The sequence below is a fragment of the Bacillus sp. FSL R5-0593 genome, from assembly GCF_038603755.1.
In the GTDB taxonomy this organism is placed as follows: Bacteria; Bacillota; Bacilli; order Bacillales; family Bacillaceae; genus Bacillus; species Bacillus velezensis.
Genome location: NZ_CP152011.1, coordinates 1,360,999 through 1,382,613, shown reverse-complemented (window position 1 = coordinate 1,382,613; position 21,615 = coordinate 1,360,999). Strand labels below are relative to the sequence as shown.

Below are 21,615 nucleotides of genomic sequence, written 5' to 3'. Positions count from 1 at the left end.
ATAAAAAAAACCTTCTGATATGAAGGCGAAAACAAGCACGGCAAATAAACGTGCGGGGCCTCCAATCGTAGAGCTTTAGCACTGTATGGCATAGGACAGCCATCCAGCTGCGTTAAGAATCACCTTATGTCGATGATTCCTGTTGACCCATTGGCGTCTTTGGACATTTTTGGGCAGCAGCGTATCTCCATACAGGAGCCTCACCTAACGAAGTTCTTATTTGAATTGACACACTGAGATTACAGAAAAAAAAGGAATGTGTCAACCTTAAATTTGTGATTTCAGCACATGCCTATAAAATAAACGGAATAAAGGAATAAAGGCATAAAGCCCTTATTCCGGCAAATCGCTTTCATCCTCTTCTGAAAGGAAATGATAGGATTCATGCAGCATGAGCGCGTACTCCCCTTCTTTTGTCGGATGCGGTACATACTCAGCCTCGTTGATATACTGCTCTTCCCTTTTCTTCATATGACAGACCTCCTGTTCAATTTTAGATTGTCCAAAAGAAGATCCGTTATCATAGGAAAAAAAATTACTTGCGGAGCGGGACATGCAGCTATATTTTTCGGATCGTGAAAAAGTTCCTAAGCAGCCATGGGCCCGGTTTGAAACCGAGCGTTAATTGCCACGCGCCGATCGCCTGCAGTCCGAACTCCCGAACGAGAACCATTTTTTCACTCATGCTCCGCACATCCTCAAACCACACTTCATGCGTTCTTCCATTTTCATCAGTATACCGGAAGTAAGGGGAACGCTCCTGCTGGGAATAACGGATCACTGATTGATGCTTCATGGCCGTTTCCATGGCGCGCTGATTGGAGATGGCGGATCCGATCGTTCCGGGACGGTACGGAATCACCCAATCATACCCGTACAGCGGAACACCGAGAATCACTTTTCTTCTCGGCACCCTGCTGATGGCAAAATTGATCGTTTGCCTGACCTCTGTCAAAGGCGCCACAGGTCCCGGCTCACTGCCGGCGTGGTGCCAGTCGTACGCCATAATGAACATATAATCGACGACGGCTCCAATTCCGCCGTAATCATATCCCCTCAGCCACGGCACTGCATCACTTGTTTTCGCCGGAACCGATATCGTTAACGCGAGCTGATGCTCTGAAAGCCGGGTTTTTAACTGCCGGAGAAATCCTGTGAAGAGGTCCCTGTCAGCTTCTCTGATCCGTTCAAAATCGATATTTACACCGCCGTATCCCTTTCTTACGGTTAAGGAGACGATATTGTTGACGAGATTCGTTCTTGCCGTCGGATTTTGCAGCACTTGATGGGCTAATTCCGGACTGAATCCCCCTTCTGTCAGATTCGTAATGACGGCAAGCGGGCGCACTCTGTTCTGCCATGTGGTTTCTATTGCGGTTCTGTCGTTTAAATCGTTAATGATGTCTCCGTTCGGGCCAAAATGATATTCAAACAAAGAAATCGCCGAAGAATACGGCGCAAAATCATTAATTAGCTCTCTATCCGCTTCAGGCGTCCGAATGACATAAAATTGCAGGGTTCCCGCAAGATAGTTAGAGATATCAGGGATCTTCACTTTCATACCCGCCCGCAGCCGGTTCGGCGGAATATCCGGGTTTGCCTGCATCAGCTGCATCTGCGGCACATAAGCCTTACCTGCGATAACGGCATACGTATCATTCGGCTGAACCGTATATTCATTAAGAGGGATTAAAAGCGCCTGCCCCGGAACGATATTCGTTTCCTCAAGCCCGTTGACGCCTCTGATGCTGTCAACAGGGTATCCGTACTTTCTGCTGATGGAAAATAACGAGTCGCCAGACTGCACTGTATGAACAAACATAGATGTCCTCCGTTTCCTTTTGATCAAAAGGGCTCTTCTTATCTTTATGAATGATCATCCGGTCCGATTCCAAACTCTGTTCGGAGAAAGGCTGTTTACAAATCAGACATGATCAACTATGATGATGTCATCATAAAAAACTGTATAGGAAACGCACTAGGGGTGCTGTTATCGGCTGAGATAAAACATGCGGCAGGCGTGTTTGATCCCTTATAACCCGATCTGGATAATACCAGCGTGGGGAAGTGCAGATTGACCGGAGCGCAGGGTTTTTCCCCATGCGTTTTCGTTCTGCTGCTGCATATTCCCTCGGATATGCAGTTTTTTATTTTTCATTAAAAAACGGGGGAGGACACCGCAATATGAAACTGAATATGAACCGCCTGTAAAATCATTTCTTTCATACATACGACTATCCGATAAGAAAGCAGGAGATCACAATGAAAAATTGGAAAATGAGAGAAATTGTCGTCATGTCCGTCATCAGTGTTGTATTTGCTGTCATTTATTTAGTATCAACTCATGCAAGCAATATAGCGGCAGGATTTTTTGGCCGGATGAGCTATGAACCGATTTACGGTATCTGGTTTATCGTCTCGGTGATTGCCGCGTACATTATTCAAAAACCGGGAGCGGCTCTCGTTTCTGAAATCATCGCCGCGTTTGTGGAGTGCTTACTCGGAAATCCGTCAGGACCGATGGTGATTCTGATCGGGATCGCACAGGGAATCGGTGCGGAAGCGGTCTTTTTAGCGACACGCTGGCGGGTGTATACCCTGCCCGTGCTTCTTTTATCCGGTATGGGGTCTTCTGTGACAAGCTTCATTTATGACTTGTTCGTTTCCGGATACTCTGTATTGAATCCGGGTTTATTAGCCGTCATGCTTCTCATCCGTCTGGTCTCAGGTGCGCTTCTTGCCGGCCTTCTCGGCAAAGCAATCAGTGATGCGCTGGCTTACACAGGAGTGCTGAACGGCATGGCGCTCGGAAAACAATTCAAGAAGAAAAAGAAACAGGTGAACCAAGATGCAGGCATCTGATCCCCTTCTATCGGCCGGCCGTCTTACCTTTTCTTATGATCAGGATGAAAAGCCGATTCTTCAAAACGTGTCCTTTCAGCTCCGGAAAGGAGAGCGGGCTTTATTGCTCGGGCCGAGCGGATGCGGCAAAAGCTCGCTCGCTCTCTGTTTAAACGGTCTGTACCCGGAAGCATGCGATGGGGTTCAATCGGGAACCGTTTCTTTATACGGAACACCTCTTTCACATCTGACAGAGCCCGCCGCCAGATCCATCGGCGTCGTGTTTCAAGATCCGGACCAGCAGTTTTGCATGCTGTCGGTTGAAGATGAAATCGCCTTCGGCCTGGAAAATTTGCAATATACAAAAGAAGATATGGACGCAATCATCGATGACGTTTTGGCAAAATTAGAGATCACTCATCTGAAAACGCGAACGATCGCTTCGCTGTCAAGCGGTTCAAAACAAAAAGTGGCGCTTGCCTGTATCATTGCGATGGAACCGGAACTCATTATTTTGGACGAACCGACGGCACAGCTTGATCCATATTCCGCACGTGAATTAGTGCGGCTGATCAAAGATCTTCAAGCAAAAAAAGGCTTCGGCCTTCTCGTTATCGAACATCAGCTTGATCATTGGGCGCCGTGGATGGACAGGACGATTGTCCTTGACGAAACGGGTCAGAAGGTGATGGACGGAGAGACGGACGTTATCTTTGAAACAAAGATTGAAGAGCTGATGCAGCTCGGCATTCCGATTCCGCGTGTGATCTCATTGCAGGAGCACGTCAGCATTCCTTTTACATTGTGTAAAGAAAAGCTGTTTCACGAACCTGTACCATCTCTGCCCGAACCCCGGCCCGCCGCGCTTTCGGCAGAAGACGCGCTGAGCGTTCACGAGCTGTCATTCTCAAGAGGGGCAGACGTCATTTTTCAAGATGTGAGCTTTTCCGTAAAAAAAGGTTCAATCACCGCGATTGCCGGCCCTAACGGAACAGGAAAAACAACGCTCCTGTCTGCCGCGGCCAAGCTCATCCGTCCGCTGGGCGGAGACATCAAAATAGACGGCAGACCGATTGATTCCTATTCTGAAAAAGAGCTGCGGCGGCTGATAGGATATGTTTTCCAAAATCCTGAACACCAGTTTGTCACAGATTCCGTCATTCAAGAGCTGATGTTCGGTTTTGAAAGCAGCAGAGCCGCAAAGGAGAAAGCTCTTCAGCTGTTAACCCGATTCGGCCTGAGACGCCATGCCTCACAGCATCCGTTTTCTTTAAGCCAAGGACAAAAACGCCGGCTCAGCGTCGCAACGATGCTTATGCACAATGTGAACGTTTTGATGCTTGATGAACCGACTTTCGGACAGGATGCCAAAACGGCGCGGGAGTGTATGCAAATGCTCCGTGAGATTCAAAAGGAAGGAACGGCTGTTTTGATGGTGACACACGATATGGAACTCGTCTCAGATTATGCCGACACGATCCTTGTGCTCTGCGGCACGAAACTGGTATTCCGGGGAACGCCCGACTCATTGTTTTCTGATCATATCGGAATCGCGGAGCGGGCGCATTTGGCTTTGCCCCTGCGGTATGAATGGATGAAACACGACAGGAGGCGGAGAAATGAACTTGCGGCTGGAGGCTGTTAACCCGTCAATAAAGGCGGCGGCTGTATTGTTATGCGTCATTATGCTGTCGTTTATTTATAATCCGTACACCCCTGCTTTGTTTTATATCATCATTGCGGGAGGCGTCCTCTCGGCGGGGCGTGTGCCGCTGAAAAAATGGCTGCTGTTCACGATTCCGTTTGTCATTCTGGCCTTCGGTTCTTTATGGACAGCCGCCGTATTCGGAAACGTCCCGACAACCGGAAGCAACCTGCTGTTTAAGCTCGGGCCGATTGCCGTCAACAGTGATAACGCGGCGCTCGGGATTTCTATCGCGTTTCGTATTTTATGTTTTTCCGCTTTGTCGATGATGTTTCTTTTCACAACCGATCCGATTCTGTTCATGCTCAGTCTGATTCAGCAGTGTAAGCTGCCGCCCAAGCTTGCATACGGCGTTATCGCGGGGTTCCGGTTTCTCCCTCTTCTGAAAGATGAAATCCTGATCATCCGGCAGGCGCACAGAATCAGGGGCGCGGGGTCTGATTCCGGGCTGAAAGGAAAGCTCTCCGCCTTCAGGCGCTTCACCATTCCGCTATTGGCAGGCGCAATCAGAAAGGCGGAACGCACGGCGATCGCGATGGAATCTAAAGGCTTTACGGGGAGCCGAAACCGCACGTTTTACAGAACTGTTACCGTGCGCCGCGCCGACTGGTGCTTTTTCCTGCTCGTGCTTCTGTTATTCGGCGCAAGCTGGCTCATTTCATTGTTGTTTGTATAAAAACAGGCCGCCGGAGTGATTCGGCAGCCTGTTTTGTTATGTATGTTATTGATGATAATTGAGAGCCTGAGCGAGATTGGACTTGATCGTAATATCTGAGAAATTAATGCCGAGCTGTACGGCGGTTTGAGCGATTTCCGGCCTGATTCCGGATAAAGTGGACGTGACGCCGATCAATTTCAGCGCCTCAACTAATTTAAAAATCTGATGCGCCACCATCGTATCGACAACCACTACACCCGACAGGTCAATTAACAGATGTTCAATCAGCCGTTTTGCACATGTGCTCAGCGTATTTTCAAGAATGAATTTGGCGCGCTCCGTGTCAATATCGCCGACAAGCGGCAGCAGCGCCGTCCGTTTGCTCAGCGTGATAACCGGCGAGCTTAACTCCAAAATCATTTCTCTTTGCGCATTCAGCTGCATTTTTGAGTTATGCTCGGCATGATCGACAAACGTGTAAATCGTAAAATCAAATACTTGTACAATTAAATTCTCCCATTTCTTCCTTTCTCCCTGTGCAAACGAAGATTCATGTTTATCGGCAAACGCATCATAATAACTGATGTATAGTCTCCGGTTTCTCATGAATTCACGGACCACATACTGTACGGGAGTATCCAGATGCTTCTGGTCTTTCGCAAGCTCAATCACCCACTGCTCGAACTCTTCTAAAAATTCTTTTTTCGGCATGATATACATTTTATTAATATGCCGGTAAAATTCTTTATCCTGCTCCGTCAGTTCTTCTGTGATGACGGGATTTGTCAAAGAATAAATCGAATTCGGATCCGAATCTTCCATCGTTTCGATCCACTCTTTCGCAATTTGATCCACTTGTTCTGAAAAATAGTTGTATAATGCTTCACTTATCTTCATATCTCTTCTCCTTTCCCATTTCCAATTATACCGTCAGCGGATCATGAATGAAAATAAAAGCTGTTAAACTATCCATTTATTTGAAATTTTTTAGTGCGATAGATTACGCCTTTTTTATGAAAATGCTTCAAATGACTCTTTCCGGCCGGCATGCTCTGCCATAAAATAGTAGCAACACCCTTGTATCCACTCGCAAGCATAAAAAAGGAGGGCTTTTTTATGAATGGTGAAATGCATTTGATTCCTTATGTCACGGATGAACAGATCATGGAGGTGAACGAGCTTCCAGAGGGGATTAAAGTGATTAAGGCGCCAGAGTTGTGGGCAAAAGGGTTTAAAGGCAAGGATATTAAAATCGCGGTGCTTGACACAGGCTGCGACATCAATCATCCTGATTTGAAAGACCGAATTGTCGGCGGGAAAAACTTCACCGATGATGACGGAGGCAAAGAAGACGCGATTTCCGATTATAACGGACACGGGACACACGTTTCCGGAACGATTGCCGCCAATGATTCAAACGGCGGAATTTCGGGTGTCGCGCCGGAAGCAAGCCTTTTAATCGTTAAAGTTCTCGGCGGTCAAAACGGCAGCGGCAAATACGAATGGATCATTAACGGCATCAACTACGCCGTTGAACAAAAGGCCGATATCATTTCCATGTCACTCGGCGGGCCAAGCGATGTGCCTGAATTGAAAGAAGCCGTCGAAAATGCGGTAAAAAGCGGTGTTCTGGTCGTTTGCGCGGCAGGAAACGAAGGTGACGGAGACGAGCGTACAGAGGAACTGTCGTATCCGGCCGCTTACAACGAAGTGATCGCAGTCGGATCAGTCTCAATCGCCCGTAAATCGTCTGAATTTTCAAACGCAAATAAAGAGATTGACCTGGTGGCTCCGGGAGAAAATATTCTCTCCACCCTTCCCAACCATAAATACGGGAAGCTGACGGGCACTTCAATGGCCGCCCCGCATGTGAGCGGAGCGCTTGCCTTAATAAAAGGGCTTGAACAGGACGCGTTTCAGCGGACGCTTTCTGAGGCTGAAGTCTACGCCCAGCTCGTGCGGCGGACCCTTCCTTTGGACATCGCCAAAACATTGGCCGGGAACGGATTTCTGTATTTAGACGCGCCTGAAGTACTGATGGAAAGAGCCGAACAGGCACAGCTGCTGTCTTTCTGATATTTTTCTCATATAATGATTGATCAGCTTGTCATATCACCAATTTTTAAAATGTGAGATTTTCTATTGACAGTGGTCTGAATAAGCTGATAAGATAACCAACAAATGATGTAACTTTTCAAAAAAATTTAAATATTTTCTCTTATCGAGAGTTGGGCGAGGGATTGGCCTTTTGACCCCAACAGCAACCGACCGTAATTCCATTGTGAAATGGGGCGCGTGATTTTTGCGCCGAGACGACTGTCTCATAAGGCACGGTGCTAATTCCATCAGACGTGATCTGAGAGATAAGAGAGGCTTGCATTTTGAAGTTAAAGCCTCTTTCTCTCATGAGAAAGAGGCTTTTTTGTTACATCTCACTTAAAGGAGGAAACTTAATGACAACAATCAAAACTTCGAACCTCGGTTTTCCGAGAATCGGCTTGAACAGAGAATGGAAAAAAGCGCTTGAGGCTTATTGGAAAGGTAACACTGATAAAGAAACGTTTCTTAAAGAACTTGACGGTTTATTCTTATCAGCTGTCAAAACACAGCTTGACCAACATATCGATATCGTGCCGGTCTCTGATTTCACCCATTATGACCATGTGCTTGATACAGCCGTCAGCTTTAACTGGATTCCGAAAAGATTCCGCAGCATCACGGATCCCGTTGATACATACTTTGCGATTGCCCGCGGTGTAAAAGACGCCGTTTCCAGTGAAATGACGAAATGGTTTAATACCAACTACCATTACATCGTTCCTGAATATGACGAAAGCATTGAATTCCGTCTGACGAGAAACAAACAGCTTGACGACTACCGCCGGATCAAAGAAGAATTCGGAGCGGAAACAAAACCTGTCATCGTCGGTCCGTACACATTCGTCACACTTGCGAAAGGATACGAAGAATCAGAAGCGAAAGCGATTCAAAAACGCCTTGTTCCTCTTTATGTGCAGCTGCTGAAAGAACTTGAAGCTGAAGGCGTAAAATGGGTTCAGATCGATGAGCCGGCCCTTGTGACAGCTTCTTCTGAAGACGTCCGTGCCGCAAAAGAACTCTATGAAGCGATCACAAAAGAGCTTTCAGGACTGAATGTCCTCCTGCAGACATACTTCGATTCGGTTGATGCATATGAAGAACTCGTTTCTTATCCTGTACAGGGAATCGGGCTTGACTTCGTACATGATAAAGGCAGAAACCTTGAGCAGCTGAAAAAGCACGGCTTCCCGAAAGATAAAGTGCTGGCAGCCGGTGTGGTCGACGGCCGCAACATTTGGAAAATCGATGTTGAAGAACGCCTGGACGCGGCTCTGGATATCCTCAGCCACGCTGATGTTGAGGAGTTATGGATTCAGCCTTCAAGCAGCCTTCTGCACGTGCCGGTGGCGAAACACCCTGACGAGCATCTTGAAAAGGATTTGCTGAACGGCCTGTCATACGCTAAAGAAAAACTGGCGGAACTCGGCGTCTTAAAAGAAGGGCTTCTGTCCGGCAAAGCGGCCGTCAGTGAGCAGATCGAAGAATCAAAAGCGGCACTTAAGGCTTTAAAAGCATTCGCAACAGGAGCGAACTCAGCTCAAAAAGAAGAGCTGAATCAGCTGACGGAAAAAGATTTCTCCCGTCCGGCAAGCTTTGAAGAACGATTGGCGCTGCAGAATGAATCACTCGGTCTTCCTCTTCTGCCGACGACGACAATCGGAAGCTTCCCTCAATCTGCCGAGGTGCGGAGCGCACGGCAAAAATGGCGCAAAAAAGATTGGACGGATGAACAGTACCAAGCCTTTATTAATGCGGAAACGAAGCGCTGGGTTGACATTCAGGAAGAAATCGGCTTAGACGTGCTCGTTCACGGAGAATTTGAGCGGACGGACATGGTCGAATACTTCGGTGAAAAACTGGCCGGATTCGCCTTTACGAAATATGCATGGGTGCAGTCTTACGGTTCACGCTGCGTACGTCCGCCTGTCATTTTCGGAGATGTCGAATTTATCGAACCGATGACGGTAAAAGATACGGTCTACGCCCAATCGCTGACGGAAAAACACATGAAAGGCATGCTGACGGGACCTGTCACCATCTTAAACTGGTCATTCCCGCGTGTGGATATTTCAAGAAAAGAAATCGCCTTCCAGATCGGGCTTGCCCTCAGAAAAGAAGTAAAAGCGCTTGAAGATGCCGGTATTCAGATTATCCAAGTGGATGAACCCGCGCTCCGCGAAGGACTGCCGTTAAAAACGCAGGATTGGGATGAATATTTAACTTGGGCCGCAGAAGCATTCCGGTTAACGACGTCTTCTGTGCAAAATGAGACGCAGATTCATACGCATATGTGTTACAGCAACTTTGAAGATATCGTAGATACGATCAATGATCTTGACGCGGATGTCATTACAATCGAACACAGCAGAAGCCACGGAGGATTTTTAGAATACTTGAAAGAACATCCTTACGTGAAAGGCCTCGGACTCGGTGTATACGACATTCACAGCCCGCGTGTGCCGGCAACTGAAGAAATCTATCAAATTATTGATGACGCGCTTGAAGTGTGTCCGACTGACCGCTTCTGGGTAAACCCGGACTGCGGACTGAAAACAAGACAGCAGGAAGAAACCGTTGCGGCATTAAAAAATATGGTCGACGCCGCGAAACAGGCACGAAAAAAACAAGCTCAGCTTGTATAAAAAAACAGCCATCCGCAAATCGCGGGTGGCTGTTTTTTCTGGGCGTGCTATTTATTCTTCAGCGCCTTCGCAAGTTCACTTAGTGAATCATGCTGCTTAATTTGATAGCACCGCCCTTCTTTTTGTAAATACCCTTTTTGGCAGAATTGCGTCAGCACATGCAAGAGATGACGGTAAGATACACCCAAATAATCACAGACCGTTACGTGCTTCTCTTTATAAACCCCTTCATAAGCCGTCTGCAAAATAAAATCGGCCAGCCGGTTTTCAAGCGGGAACGCCAGACTTTGTGAATATTTCGAAGCCATAAGCGTCGCCTTAGCACTTAAAAACTTAGCCAACTCACGCAGGAATTTCGCATCCTGCAGCAATTGCGCGCGGCAGCGGTTAATAGGCAGAGCAAAACAAACAGTCTTCGCTGAGGCTTGAATTCCTTTTGTGTAATACACTTCATGTAATAGTTCCATCTCTCCGATGTAATCATTTTTGTTGATAAAATTAATTAAAGAAACTTTCCCGTTTTGGTGGGTTACATATATTTTCGCTTTTCCTTCAATCACGTAAAACAGGAAGTCAGGCCTCCTGCCCTCTTGAATAATCCATTCGTCCCGCTCATATTCGCGCACTTCCATAAACTCTTCAGCGGGGAAAGAGAATAAATGCGCGATTGAGTGTTTTTTTAACTGATGCCGCTTTTTCTCGCCTTTATAAATTTCCATCGTCCACCCCAAAAATATGAGATATCTCATATTGTCTTTATGTCTTTACATGATAACATGCCAATTAAAGGAGGAACGGGAATGAAAGCATATCGCTGGATGAGTCTGCATTTTTTTAGTTTTTTTATGACATGGGGTGTTTTTCTGCCCTATTGGACGGGATGGATGGTGCATATAAAAGGGGTTTCCGTACCCGAAGCCAGTTTCATTATGAGCTTGGGCTTGGCGGCAAGAGGGATTTCCACATTATTTTTCTTCCCTTATTTATCAGGAAAATTCAGCAGCAAAGCCTTATTAAACGGCGCCAGAATCGGGACGTTTCTCGCACTTTTATGTTATATTCCCGCTGATTCTTTTCAAAGCCTGCTTCTTGTCACATTAGTGCTGCATGTGTTTTATCCTGCTTTAATGCCTGCTTTAGACAGCGCTTGCGGCGTCCTTGTACAGCATAACGAATTAAAGGCCTATGGGACAAGCCGGCAGTGGGGGTCCGCGGGTTTTGTTTCAGCCGGCGTCATCCTGTCCGTCTTTACAAGTATATTCGGAGATCAAGCGATTTTATGGGCACTGCTTTTGGGCACCCTGATATTCGCATGCCTCAGCTTTATGCATGCGCCAGCTGTTCTTTCAAAACGGCCGGAAACAGACCGCGCAAGAAAAGAGGGCATGTTTGCTTTATTCCGCATCAAATATTTCGGTCTGGTGCTCGCAATCGTTATCTTACTGCAGGCGGCACACGCGTCTTATTACAATTACGGTTATCTCTTTTTGCAGGAAATCGATGCCCCCGCTTATGCCATCGGAATCATTATCAACATCGCCGTTATCGCGGAGATTATCTTCTTTGCAATCGCTGACCGATACTTTCATCAATTTACGGCAGGCTCTTTGCTCGCCTTGGCGGCGCTTGGTGCTACCGTACGCTGGATACTCGTATTTGCATTTCCGCATGTCATCATTTTCTGTATTGCGCAGACGCTGCATGCCTGTTCATTCGCGATGGGACACTATGCATTTATGAAATACTTAATTAAAAATATTTCACCCGCGCAAATCCCGAAAGCCCAAGGCATATATTCAGCGCTTGCTCTCAGCTGGAGCACTGCGGTATTTACTATTTTCGGAGGTTTTTTATATGAAATTGAACCCCGGTATGCCTTTATCGGAATGATTGTTTGTACGATCCCATCCATGCTTCTCGCCCTTTTATACAGAAAACTTGAAATGAAAAAGAGAGTTTTTGCAGGAAACGCACAAGATATATAGCCATCGCTTTATAGACGATCACATGTCCCGCTGTCATTTTGACCGATTTGCGAATGCTGTGCGATGTATTTTCTCTATATTTAAAGTATTTCCTTCATATATGATGAAATCAAAAACAGCGGTATAACCCGCTCAATTGGTTTATAAAGGGAATCCATTCAGAAACTTGGACAGAATCCGTGAATATACTGATACAGTACTGCTTACGCTCATTTCGGGGAACTTTGTTCGTAATAAAATGATTTTCAGCCAACTCATAAGGAGGGACATTGTGTCACAGCCTAATTTGCCCAATATCACCCCTGTCGTTACACTTTCCAGAGACGATACCATTAACCTTCTTCTTTCGTCAATTGCTATGGAAGAGCTGGGAATGGCACATATTCTGAATGCGGAAGGTGAAAAAATCCAATACGCGCTCGGAGCGATTCCCGGATTAACAGGGCCCCCGTCAAGTCTTGCGGATATTCTTAACCTGAATGAGAGCGTCCGGGATACGCTTGACAGCTTAATGAAACAGGAGCTTCTTCTCGGTTCAAAATTGGACAGTATCTCAAATATCCCTACACTGGCGGGACCGACTGGTGCTACGGGGCCGACGGGATCTACGGGAGCAATCGGACCGGCCGGAGCGACGGGGCCAACCGGACCGGCCGGAGCGACGGGGCCAACCGGATCGATCGGACCTACGGGGGTCACCGGTGCGGGCCTTCAAGGGATTGTTGCTTTTAATCCGCTGATTGCCCCCACTTACACAACCGGACAGGTTGTCTTGTATAACGGAAGCTCTTACGTCGCAAACGTAAACAGCCCGGCGGGAACCCCTGGAGCCTCAGCTGACTATACACTTTTAGCTGCGGCGGGAATCACCGGCGCTACTGGCGGCACGGGACCAACCGGAAGCACCGGCGTTACTGGCGGCACCGGACCGACCGGAAGCACCGGAACAAGTCTGACAGCAACTTCCGGCTATGCGAGCAATACGGGCGGCGGTGTTGTCGCAGTTATTGTCGGCGGCACGACCATTTCCTTACCGAATGAACAAAACCTTTCGGCAGATATTACGCCTAATGCCGCAAATACCATATTTACCGTTGCTCCGGCGGGACGTTACTATATTTCCTACCATATTAATTTAACGGCCGGCTTGCTTGTAAGTTCGCGTATTTTAATCAACGGCACTCCTCCTGCAAGTTCGATTATCGCCCCGGTCGCGTCTTTGGCAAACTTTAATAACTCCTTTATTGTGACTTTGCCAGCAGGCAGCACCATCCAGCTTCAGCTGTTCGGATTATTGGGTGCGGCCACATTGCTTGGAGGAAGCGTCGGTGCAGCTTTAAACATTATTCGATTATCTTAATGGAACATGCAAAAAAGGATCAGGCGTTTGTCCGCTGATCCTTTTTTAATTGAGACAGAAGTTCTTTCGCGGGTTTAAATTGAGGATTGAACTTCACGGATTTTTTGGCGTAAGCGATGGCCGTCATATCATGGTTTAATGCAGCATGGCATTTCGCCATATAATAAAAGGCTCTGAAATCGGCGGCACCTTTTAAAATGAAGTGATCAGCGTTTTCTCCTTCAACCTGCGTTCCGTTATCAAATGCTTTGATTGCCGCTCTGTACTTTTCCAAATGATATAATACAAGGCCTTTATAATAATGAAGATTGCTGTAATCAGGATATAGCTTGAGCACTTTTTCAATCCCTTGTTCGGCTTCTTCATACCGTTTGAGCTCAAGCAATATTGTATATTTCAAATAATACAGGAGAGACGGAGGCATTCGTTTTTCGCTTAAAAATTGAAAAATTGAGCCGTTGACAAGATGTAATGCTTTTTCATAGTCTTTGATTCTGTAGCATTCACTTGCCAAATGATAGACAAGCCACGGATCAGGATTTTCCTCTGAAAGCTCTTCATTTAAAATGCTGATATTCCGTTTATGTTTTTGCTTGATCTTTTCTTCCTGCTCTAAGTAGCCGTAGTGATGAATCACACATGGGAGCGTGAAAAAAGCATTGTTTTCTTCCTCATTGGAAGCCGAGATATTCTCGTGAATTCTGCCTTGATACAGAAGGCCTTTATGATTGCGGAACAGTCTCGGCTGCATGCTTTCAAACGCTTCGTTTTCATCGAGCTGCTTCCCCGTATAATTGATGATTTTCATAAGGCCCCGGCTCGGTAATCCGTCATGAAGCAGCGAAGTTAAAAAACGGGCCGTCTCCTGATCGAGCTCTTCATCCGCGTCAAGCACTAAAATCCAATCTCCTTCGGCATGCTGCAGGGCGTAATTTCTGGCCTTTGCGAAATCATTCTCCCATTCGAAATCAAACACTCTTGCCTGAAAGCTTTTGCATATATCTTTTGTATTATCTTGTGATCCGGTGTCTGCGATGACGATCTCATCAACGATGTCTTGTACACTTGATAAACAACGGGAGATGTATCTCTCCTCGTTTTTCACAATCATGCAAAGAGTCAGTTTACATTCAGCATTTCCGCTCATTTTCTCACCTTTCCCGATTTTGGAGTTGTTGATTGAACCAAGGCCGTTCAGGAGTGCCGTTCATCGTGATGATGACAGGCCGCACCCATCTGACGGCAGGTTCGGCAGTTTCCGTATTCCATTCCTGAAGCTGCCTGACAGCCCGCTTCGTAATCGGATGCGCCCGGAATTCGCGCGGGCTGTCAGAAATGAATTTTTTCGTTCGTTCCGTCACTGTCTTCATTTCAAGAAAGTGCCGCTCATACATCTGCTTCTGCTCTTCTTCCAAGCTGATCATTAAAAACAGACGGCCGCCTGTTTCCATCTGCCAGCGGCACAAAGCGGAGAACAGCCTGATTTCTTCTTTGTAATTTGAACCCCTTCTTTTATCCACGGTCACAGATAATATATGTAACAGCGCAATCGTGAGACAATGCATGGCTTCAAAAGATGCCTGTTTCGCTTTTGAGATGCTTGAATACGGCATATGCTTCACCCGTCTCTTTTTTTATGAACGCTCCCCGCCTTTTTTCTTCCAACCGCAGTCCTCACAATCCCCGCACTCACAGCAGCCAATGCGGCCGTAAAACAGGCCGTCACACGGATCATCAGGATCACTGGGATCGTCTGGATTCCACGGGTCATCAGGATCGCCCGGATCACTCGGATTACTTGGGTCGTCCGGATTCCACGGGTCATCAGGATCGCCCGGATCACTCGGATTGCTCGGGTCGTCCGGATTCCACGGGTCATCAGGATCGCCCGGATCACTCGGATTGCTCGGGTCGTCCGGATCCATACAGACTTCAGAATCCTGTAAGAAGATAATGTCCTCAAGCTTCGTCTGCAAAAGGAGTTGTGATTTCATGACGGTGCGCAGGAGCCGTTCAGTGCTTCTATTGATTGATGACAATTCCTCCAAGGAGGGATCGCCGGAAGCGCCGAGAAACATTTGAATCCTTTCCGCTTCCGCCTGCAGAATATGGGATAGTCCGATTTCTTCCATAGCCACGGATGAAAGAAGGAGGTTCAGGGTCTCACATCTGGAGAGTGTAATGTCGGGGGTGATGTTCGGTATGTTTGGAAGAGACATCGATTTCTCCCTCTTTTCTCTTGGTGTCATTATGCAAAAGTGCTATATCGTATTCATATTCCGGGAGAGAAGAGATCATTACTGATGTTTTCGTTAATAAAATATCCCGGATATAAAATCCGGGATATTCGTTCGTTGAATTATTTTAATTCAAGTTTGACGTCTACATTTCCTCTTGTTGCTTTTGAATACGGACAGAACTCGTGAGCGGCGTGCACTAGCTTCTCCGCCGTTTCTTTGTCAAGATCTTTTGTATCAATGACGAGCGTTACGCCGATTTTGTAACCTCCGTCACTCTCATCTTTTAAAAGGCTGACCTGTCCTTCAATTTCAGAGGTCATGTCGATTTTTTGTTTTTGGGCGGCGAGCTCAAGCGCTCCCCCGAAGCAGGCAGCATATCCTGCCGCAAAGAGCTGTTCAGGGTTTGTGCCGGTTTCTCCGTCTTTTTTTGCATTCGGCATGATGATGTCAAAATCCAGCACCCCGTCTTCGGATTTAATATGTCCTGCTCGTCCGCCGACTGCGGTCGCTTTTGCAGTAAATAATGCCATTATTATCAGCCTCCTCATTGTACTTACTGTATATATTGCCCCTGCTCATATTTTTAAACATGAGGAATAGGAAATGGGCCGTTTTTCGGCTACAATAGGGGTAACGTTAACAAACAAAGAGTTGGTGAAAGAAGAATGGCAGAAAAAGATTTTGAACATATGAAACTGGAGAATCAGCTTTGTTTTTTGCTGTACGCAAGCTCAAGGGAAATGACGAAACGGTACAAACCGCTGCTTGATAAGCTCAACGTAACTTATCCCCAATATTTGGCGCTGCTTTTATTATGGGAGCACGAAGAACTGAATGTGAAACGGATGGGTGAGCTTTTGTACCTGGATTCCGGAACGCTGACACCGATGCTGAAACGGATGGAGCAGCACGGAATCATCATGAGAAAGCGGTCGGCTGAAGACGAGCGATCCGTGACGATCAGGCTCACAGATGAAGGACGGGCCTTGCAGAAAACAGCGGCGGATATCCCCATTGCCATGCTGGAACAGACGGGACGGTCAAAAGAGGAATTAAAGCAGTTAAAGCAGTCGCTTTATGAGGTTTTGAATACGCTGCACGGCAAAAAATAAGGATGCCCCGAATGGGCATCCTTATTTTTATTCTGCTGCCAGAAGCTTCACTTCAATATTTCCCGCTGTCGCTTTTGAATACGGACAGACACCGTGCGCTTTTTGGATAAGGACTTCAAGCTCCTGTTTATCAATGCCGGATCCTTTGACCTCAAGCGTAACGCCTAGTTTATATCCTTGGTCTGCTTCATCTTTCAGCACACTGACATGCGCAGTGACCTCTGTTTCAATACTCAGACGCTCTTTTCTCGCTACGAGCTGAAGAGCGCTGTCAAAGCAGGCTGAATATCCTGCGGCAAACAGCTGTTCAGGGTTTGTAGCATGTTCGAGCTTTTTTGCTCTTGGCGTTCCCGGCATGGCAACATCAAGATTCAGCACTCCGTCAGAAGACGTGACTTTCCCTTCACGTCCGCCGGCGGCTGATACGGTTGCAGTAAATAATGGTTTTGTCATGTGAATTCACCTCTATTATATTGTGTACAATTTAATTTTACAAAATATAATAGAGACCGTCAATCTTTCCGCATAAAAAAAGCCTACCCTTTTTGAAGGATAAGCTTAAAAGATTATACGCGGATTTGTCCGTTTCCTTTGATGATGATTTTTGTAGATGTTAACGCCGGAAGCCCCATCGGCCCTCTCGCGTGAAGCTTTTGCGTGCTGATGCCGATTTCGGCTCCGTATCCGAATTCAAAACCGTCCGTAAACCGGGTTGAAGCATTATGATACACGGCGGCGGCGTCAACGGCGGTCTGGAAGTAAGCCGCATGATCGGCGTTCTCCGTCAGAATGGCTTCTGAATGGTTTGTGCCGTACTGCTGAATGTGGCGGACCGCCTCCTGTACGTCCTGCACCGTTTTCACACTGAGAATCGGCGCCAGATACTCCGCTCCCCAATCGGCTTCTTCTGCTTGTTTCGCTTGAGGCTCCAGCCTGCAAATCACCTGGTCTCCTCGGAGCTCCACCCCTTTTTCTGTCAGCTGATTCAGCAGCTTTCGCCCGTGTTCTTCGGCCCATTTTTCATGAATCAAAAGAGATTCAATCGCGTTGCAGACCGAAGGACGCTGTGTTTTGGCATTGATGACGACCTCGCTTGCCATTTGAGGATCTGCTGACTCATCTATGTACACGTGGCAATTGCCCGCTCCGGTTTCTAAAACGGGTACGGTTGATTCCCTGACCACAAGATCAATTAAATTTTTACCGCCGCGCGGGATCAATACATCCAGCCCGTCATTTAATGTAAAGAGCTGTTTGGCGGTTTCTTTGCTTGTATCTTCTATGAGCTGAACGGCATCAATCGGAAGCTTTGACAGCCCCAGAGCGCGTTTCATCACACTGACAAGCGCTATGTTGCTGTGGATGGCGGAAGAACTTCCTCTGAGCACAACCGCGTTTCCGGTTTTCAGGCAGAGTGTGGCCGCGTCTACGGTAACGTTCGGTCTGGCCTCATAGATCATGCCCACTACTCCAAGGGGCACGCGGATTTTTTCAATGGATAATCCATTCTCTTTTTGAATGGTCTCCAGCGATTCACCGACGGGATCTTCAAGACCGATCAGCAGTTCCACGGCGTCCGCGATATCGAGCAGGCGTTTTTCATCAAGAGTCAGCCTGTCAATAATGTCAGGTGTCAGTCCTCTGTTCCGTCCCGCTTCAATATCTTTCTGATTCTCTGTTAAAATCAGCCGGCGTTCATTTCTGAGTCCGTCTGCAATACATTGGAGCGCTTCGTTTTTTTCAGCCGTCGTTTTCATGACCATTTCGGCAGCCGCTTCTTTTGCCAAGGCTGCTTTTTGCAATACTTCACTCATTTGTGTTCCCCCTCGTCAAATAAATTCACCCAATCATCTCTGTGAATCACTTCCACCTGCTTCGTTCCTGAAAGCTGGTCGCTCCGCTTCCCTTTGACTTCTAAAATTTCATCGGATGAGTACTGCGTCTGCCCTTTGCCGATCATGCCGCCGGGCCCTTTGACTTCCACTACGGCCCCTTTCGGAAAACTGCCGCAGACATCGGCGACGCCGGCCGGGAGGAGACTTGACCCGTTATGGATCATCGCCTGCTCCGCTCCCCCATCAATGATGATTTCCCCTGATATCGGAGAATGAAACATGATCCATTGCCGTGTATTATTCACTGAGGACAGGTCTTTATCGCCGATATAAGTGCCGTCGCCTTTTCCGTCTAAAATCACCATCAGTTTTTCCCGTCCGGAGCCGGTTCCGATAAATACCTTCACCCCGAGCGATAATGCGGTCTGGGCGGCGAGAAGTTTTGACTTCATACCTCCGGTGCCGACCTTTGAGCCTGCTGATCCGGCATATCCGAGCAATTCTGGTGTGATGTCATTCAGATAGTCGAACCGCTTTGCGTCCGGGTTTTCATTCGGATTGGCATCGTACAGCCCGTTAATGTCTGTGAGAATCATTAATTGGTCTGCATGAATCAAACCGCTTACAAGCGCCGACAGCATGTCATTATCACCGAACGTCAGCTCTTCGACTGATGTGGAATCATTTTCATTAATAATCGGCACGACGCCCCGCTCCAACAGTTCCATTACAGTGGCATAGGCATTTCTGTACCGCTCTCTTTTTGAGAAATCATTTCTTGTTAATAAAATTTGTGCCGGCGTCAGACCGTATCTTTTTAAATGGTCCATATATTGCTGCATTAAAAGCGTCTGGCCGACTGCGGCAGCTGCCTGCTTTCCTTTTATCGTAACGGGTCGCGACGGATAGCCGAGAGCGGAAAAACCCGCTGCCACCGCGCCTGAGGTAATGAGGATCACTTCATGCCCGTTTTCTTTTAATAAAGAAATGGCTTCCGTATGTTCCTTGATTTTTGCTTCATCAATACTTCCGTTACTGTTGGTGAGCGAGCTGCTCCCGATTTTCACAACAATTCTTTGTTTTTTCATCGTTTCTCCTCCGTGGCAATCAATCCAAACCGGCTCCCGTCAATAAAAAAAGCCCATTCCGTCCTGAAAAATAAGGACGAAATGGGCTTTCCGTGGTACCACCTTGTTTGAACGCGTTTTTCACGCGTCCCGCTTTCCTGTAACGCCAGGTTATCGCGCCTGAGTTTTCCCCTCAGGACTCCAAGGCAGGTTCGGCAGGTTTCATGCGGCAAAATGTTTCAGCGGGCCATTTTGCTCTCTGTCACAGAAAGTTCTGCGTACTGATCCTCTTCAACGCTCAATGATTTTTTTATATTATGCAAAGAAAACAGGTTCTTGTCAAGACATTTTCATCCATAAAAAACAGTCCGCCTCCCCGGCGGACCGCCATTAATTAAATACGATCGTTTTGTTTCCGTGAACGATGACGCGGTCTTCCAGATGCCATTTTACGGCTCTTGCCAACACGCTCCGCTCAATCGTTCTGCCGATATTCTTCAGATCCTCTGCGTGATCTCTGTGATCGACGCGTTCAATATCCTGTTCAATAATAGGCCCTTCGTCAAGATCGTCCGTCACATAGTGAGAGGTCGCGCCGATTAATTTCACTCCGCGCTCATAAGCCCGTTTATACGGATTAGCGCCGATAAAGGCCGGCAGAAATGAATGGTGGATGTTAATAATCCGATTCGGATGGGCAGATACAAAATCAGACGTCAAAATCTGCATGTAGCGGGCAAGAACGATCACATCAATCTTATACCGCTCCAGCAGCTCAAGCTGGCGCCGCTCCACTTCGGCGCGGATGTCTTTGTTAGCTTTCATGTAATGGAACGGAATATTCAGCGGTTCGACCACTTCTTTGGCCTCTTCGTGGTTGCTGATGACGACCGCAATTTCGGCCATCATATTGCCGCTTTGCCATTCCCAAATCAGTTCATGAAGGCAGTGCAGCTCCTTCGATACAAAGATCGCCACCCGCTTCAGCTCACTTGCCAGAGACAGGCTCCATGTCATGCCGAATGTCTGGGCGATTGAGGCGAACGCCTGCTGTAAGTCCTCTTTTTTCTCACGAATGCCCTTGCAGTCGAATTCGATCCTAAGAAAAAACCGTCCGCCTTCAGGGTCAGTCGTGTATTGATTTGATTCAATAATGTTTGCGCCATGTTCAAACAAAAACGCGGACACAGCCGATACAATTCCCGGCTGATCGGGGCAGCTGACAAGCAGGCGCCCTTTTTCCTCATTCCCGCGGCGGTATTCTTTCAGCCGCTGTGTCATATATGAATTCATCTGTTTTAATCCCTCGTATCTTCATAATTCGTAACTTATTATAGATTATACTGAAAATTTGATAAAAATCAATTTACGAAAGAATTTTCAGCCCTACGGCAGCGCATAAAATAAGCGCAATGAAAAAGATGCGCTTCGCATCCTTCTGCTCGCCGTAGAAAAGAATGCCGGCTAATGCGCCGCCCGCCGTGCCGATACCGGTCCAGATCGCATAGGCCGTGCCCATCGCGATCGTCTCCATCGCATAAGAAAGCAGGGAAAAAGAAGCCGCAAATCCGGCGATAATGAAAAGAATCCATTTGACTTTCTTTTCTTTTTGAAATTGATTCATTAAAATGACCCCGAGCATTTCACAAAGACCCGCGGCTATCAGGCTGATCCAATGCATTACGCCTTCTCCTCCTTCGTCTCAGGCTTATCCTGTGTGACCAGCTTTAATCCGATGACACCGATCAGCAAAACGCCGATCAGCACGATTTTCACCGGATCGGCCTGCTCTTTGAAAAGCAGGATTTCACTGAGCACGGTGCCCGCTGTCCCGAGTCCGGTAAAGACCGCATATACCGTTCCTACGGGCAGGCTGTCTGTCGCCTTGATTAATAGATAAAAACTGATGATGATTCCCGTAATCGTGCCGCTCCACGCCAGTGCCGAATCAGCATGTTTCAGGCCGGTGACCCATACCACTTCAAATACGGCCGCTATGACCACTAAACCCCATTTCATGTTCTTCACCCTTTCTGTATCCGGACAATACAAAAAAGCCCGGATAGTCGT

22 protein-coding genes and 3 riboswitches are annotated in these 21,615 nt (G+C 47.3%); of the genes, 8 read left to right on the top strand and 14 right to left on the bottom strand.

All coding sequences use genetic code 11. The features are described 5' to 3' along the window. Positions 1-53 precede the first annotated feature (53 nt). A riboswitch (M-box (ykoK) riboswitch) is annotated at positions 54-219 on the bottom strand. A gap of 114 nt (positions 220-333) precedes the next feature. Continuing rightward, positions 334-471 carry a transcriptional regulator SplA domain-containing protein gene (locus NYE36_RS07145; RefSeq protein WP_003154740.1) on the bottom strand — a complete coding sequence of 46 codons (138 nt, stop codon included), beginning with the start codon at positions 469-471 and terminating at the stop codon, positions 334-336. Between the two features lie 88 nt (positions 472-559). Beyond that, positions 560-1,822: a glycoside hydrolase family 18 protein gene (locus NYE36_RS07140; protein ID WP_241458155.1), complete on the bottom strand. Its 1,263-nt coding sequence runs from the start codon at positions 1,820-1,822 to the stop codon at positions 560-562. Positions 1,823-1,970: 148 nt separating this feature from the next. Beyond that, positions 1,971-2,083: riboswitch (TPP riboswitch) on the top strand. A 179-nt stretch (positions 2,084-2,262) separates the two neighbouring features. Between NYE36_RS07140 and NYE36_RS07135 the strand changes: the two genes are divergently transcribed. Genes NYE36_RS07135 through NYE36_RS07125 form a run of 3 tightly spaced genes read left to right on the top strand, consistent with a single transcriptional unit; the run spans position 2,263 to position 5,222 of the window. Further along, the gene (locus NYE36_RS07135; protein ID WP_003154744.1) at positions 2,263-2,862 is read left to right on the top strand and encodes an ECF transporter S component; all 600 of its coding nucleotides are present in this window, start codon (positions 2,263-2,265) and stop codon (positions 2,860-2,862) included. After that, positions 2,849-4,486, top strand: coding sequence for an ABC transporter ATP-binding protein (locus NYE36_RS07130; RefSeq protein WP_265450902.1), 1,638 nt, complete (start codon positions 2,849-2,851; stop codon positions 4,484-4,486). The genes NYE36_RS07135 and NYE36_RS07130 overlap by 14 nt, the downstream gene beginning before the upstream one ends. Then, positions 4,461-5,222, top strand: coding sequence for an energy-coupling factor transporter transmembrane component T (locus tag NYE36_RS07125; RefSeq protein WP_007407220.1), 762 nt, complete (start codon positions 4,461-4,463; stop codon positions 5,220-5,222). Before NYE36_RS07130 ends, NYE36_RS07125 begins: the two co-directional genes overlap by 26 nt. Positions 5,223-5,267: 45 nt before the next feature. Here the strand turns inward: NYE36_RS07125 and NYE36_RS07120 are convergent, their stop codons facing one another. Beyond that, on the bottom strand, positions 5,268-6,101 hold the full coding sequence (locus NYE36_RS07120; RefSeq protein WP_007407221.1) for an STAS domain-containing protein: 834 nt from the start codon (positions 6,099-6,101) through the stop codon (positions 5,268-5,270). 219 nt (positions 6,102-6,320) lie between these two features. Here NYE36_RS07120 and NYE36_RS07115 point away from each other — a divergent pair, with 219 nt between their 5' ends. Then, complete coding sequence (locus NYE36_RS07115; protein WP_241458149.1) at positions 6,321-7,280, top strand: S8 family peptidase; 960 nt, start codon at positions 6,321-6,323, stop codon at positions 7,278-7,280. A gap of 139 nt (positions 7,281-7,419) precedes the next feature. Next, a riboswitch (SAM riboswitch) is annotated at positions 7,420-7,574 on the top strand. Positions 7,575-7,657: 83 nt separating this feature from the next. Further along, complete coding sequence (gene metE / locus NYE36_RS07110; protein ID WP_144664151.1) at positions 7,658-9,946, top strand: 5-methyltetrahydropteroyltriglutamate--homocysteine S-methyltransferase; 2,289 nt, start codon at positions 7,658-7,660, stop codon at positions 9,944-9,946. Between the two features lie 47 nt (positions 9,947-9,993). Here metE and yeiL read toward each other — a convergent pair whose 3' ends face one another. Beyond that, positions 9,994-10,665 (bottom strand): transcriptional regulator YeiL, encoded by a 672-nt coding sequence (gene yeiL / locus NYE36_RS07105; protein WP_244805645.1) that lies wholly within the window; start codon positions 10,663-10,665, stop codon positions 9,994-9,996. Between the two features lie 81 nt (positions 10,666-10,746). Here yeiL and NYE36_RS07100 point away from each other — a divergent pair, with 81 nt between their 5' ends. Beyond that, positions 10,747-11,931 (top strand): MFS transporter, encoded by a 1,185-nt coding sequence (locus tag NYE36_RS07100; RefSeq protein WP_244805644.1) that lies wholly within the window; start codon positions 10,747-10,749, stop codon positions 11,929-11,931. A gap of 271 nt (positions 11,932-12,202) precedes the next feature. Beyond that, entirely contained in the window at positions 12,203-13,291 is a 1,089-nt protein-coding gene (locus tag NYE36_RS07095; protein WP_265450898.1) for a collagen-like protein, read from the top strand. A gap of 19 nt (positions 13,292-13,310) precedes the next feature. Here NYE36_RS07095 and NYE36_RS07090 read toward each other — a convergent pair whose 3' ends face one another. The 4 genes from NYE36_RS07090 to NYE36_RS07075 form a co-directional block, all read right to left on the bottom strand. Further along, the gene (locus tag NYE36_RS07090) at positions 13,311-14,438 is read right to left on the bottom strand and encodes a glycosyltransferase (protein ID WP_113766327.1); all 1,128 of its coding nucleotides are present in this window, start codon (positions 14,436-14,438) and stop codon (positions 13,311-13,313) included. Positions 14,439-14,442: 4 nt separating this feature from the next. Further along, on the bottom strand, positions 14,443-14,904 hold the full coding sequence (locus NYE36_RS07085; protein WP_015417317.1) for a hypothetical protein: 462 nt from the start codon (positions 14,902-14,904) through the stop codon (positions 14,443-14,445). Between the two features lie 21 nt (positions 14,905-14,925). Next, positions 14,926-15,510, bottom strand: coding sequence for a hypothetical protein (locus NYE36_RS07080; protein WP_233162022.1), 585 nt, complete (start codon positions 15,508-15,510; stop codon positions 14,926-14,928). Positions 15,511-15,650: 140 nt separating this feature from the next. Continuing rightward, a complete protein-coding gene (locus tag NYE36_RS07075) occupies positions 15,651-16,061 on the bottom strand; it encodes an organic hydroperoxide resistance protein (protein WP_015417315.1) in 411 nt (136 codons plus the stop codon). A 135-nt stretch (positions 16,062-16,196) separates the two neighbouring features. On the opposite strand from NYE36_RS07075, the gene NYE36_RS07070 reads away from it, so the two are divergent. Beyond that, positions 16,197-16,643, top strand: a complete 447-nt coding sequence (locus tag NYE36_RS07070) for a MarR family transcriptional regulator (RefSeq protein WP_007407230.1) — start codon at positions 16,197-16,199, stop codon at positions 16,641-16,643. A gap of 27 nt (positions 16,644-16,670) precedes the next feature. Here NYE36_RS07070 and NYE36_RS07065 read toward each other — a convergent pair whose 3' ends face one another. The 6 genes from NYE36_RS07065 to NYE36_RS07040 form a co-directional block, all read right to left on the bottom strand. Then, positions 16,671-17,096 carry an organic hydroperoxide resistance protein gene (locus NYE36_RS07065; RefSeq protein WP_199022492.1) on the bottom strand — a complete coding sequence of 142 codons (426 nt, stop codon included), beginning with the start codon at positions 17,094-17,096 and terminating at the stop codon, positions 16,671-16,673. Positions 17,097-17,209: 113 nt separating this feature from the next. Beyond that, the gene (gene proA / locus NYE36_RS07060) at positions 17,210-18,457 is read right to left on the bottom strand and encodes a glutamate-5-semialdehyde dehydrogenase (RefSeq protein ID WP_061861402.1); all 1,248 of its coding nucleotides are present in this window, start codon (positions 18,455-18,457) and stop codon (positions 17,210-17,212) included. Beyond that, positions 18,454-19,566 (bottom strand): glutamate 5-kinase, encoded by a 1,113-nt coding sequence (gene proB / locus NYE36_RS07055; protein WP_060675386.1) that lies wholly within the window; start codon positions 19,564-19,566, stop codon positions 18,454-18,456. Before proB ends, proA begins: the two co-directional genes overlap by 4 nt. Positions 19,567-19,935: 369 nt before the next feature. Next, positions 19,936-20,838 (bottom strand): formyltetrahydrofolate deformylase, encoded by a 903-nt coding sequence (gene purU / locus NYE36_RS07050; protein ID WP_007407234.1) that lies wholly within the window; start codon positions 20,836-20,838, stop codon positions 19,936-19,938. 73 nt (positions 20,839-20,911) lie between these two features. Next, complete coding sequence (locus NYE36_RS07045; RefSeq protein WP_007407235.1) at positions 20,912-21,226, bottom strand: multidrug efflux SMR transporter; 315 nt, start codon at positions 21,224-21,226, stop codon at positions 20,912-20,914. After that, complete coding sequence (locus tag NYE36_RS07040; protein WP_007407236.1) at positions 21,226-21,564, bottom strand: multidrug efflux SMR transporter; 339 nt, start codon at positions 21,562-21,564, stop codon at positions 21,226-21,228. The genes NYE36_RS07045 and NYE36_RS07040 overlap by 1 nt, the downstream gene beginning before the upstream one ends. Between the last annotated feature and the right edge of the window lie 51 nt (positions 21,565-21,615).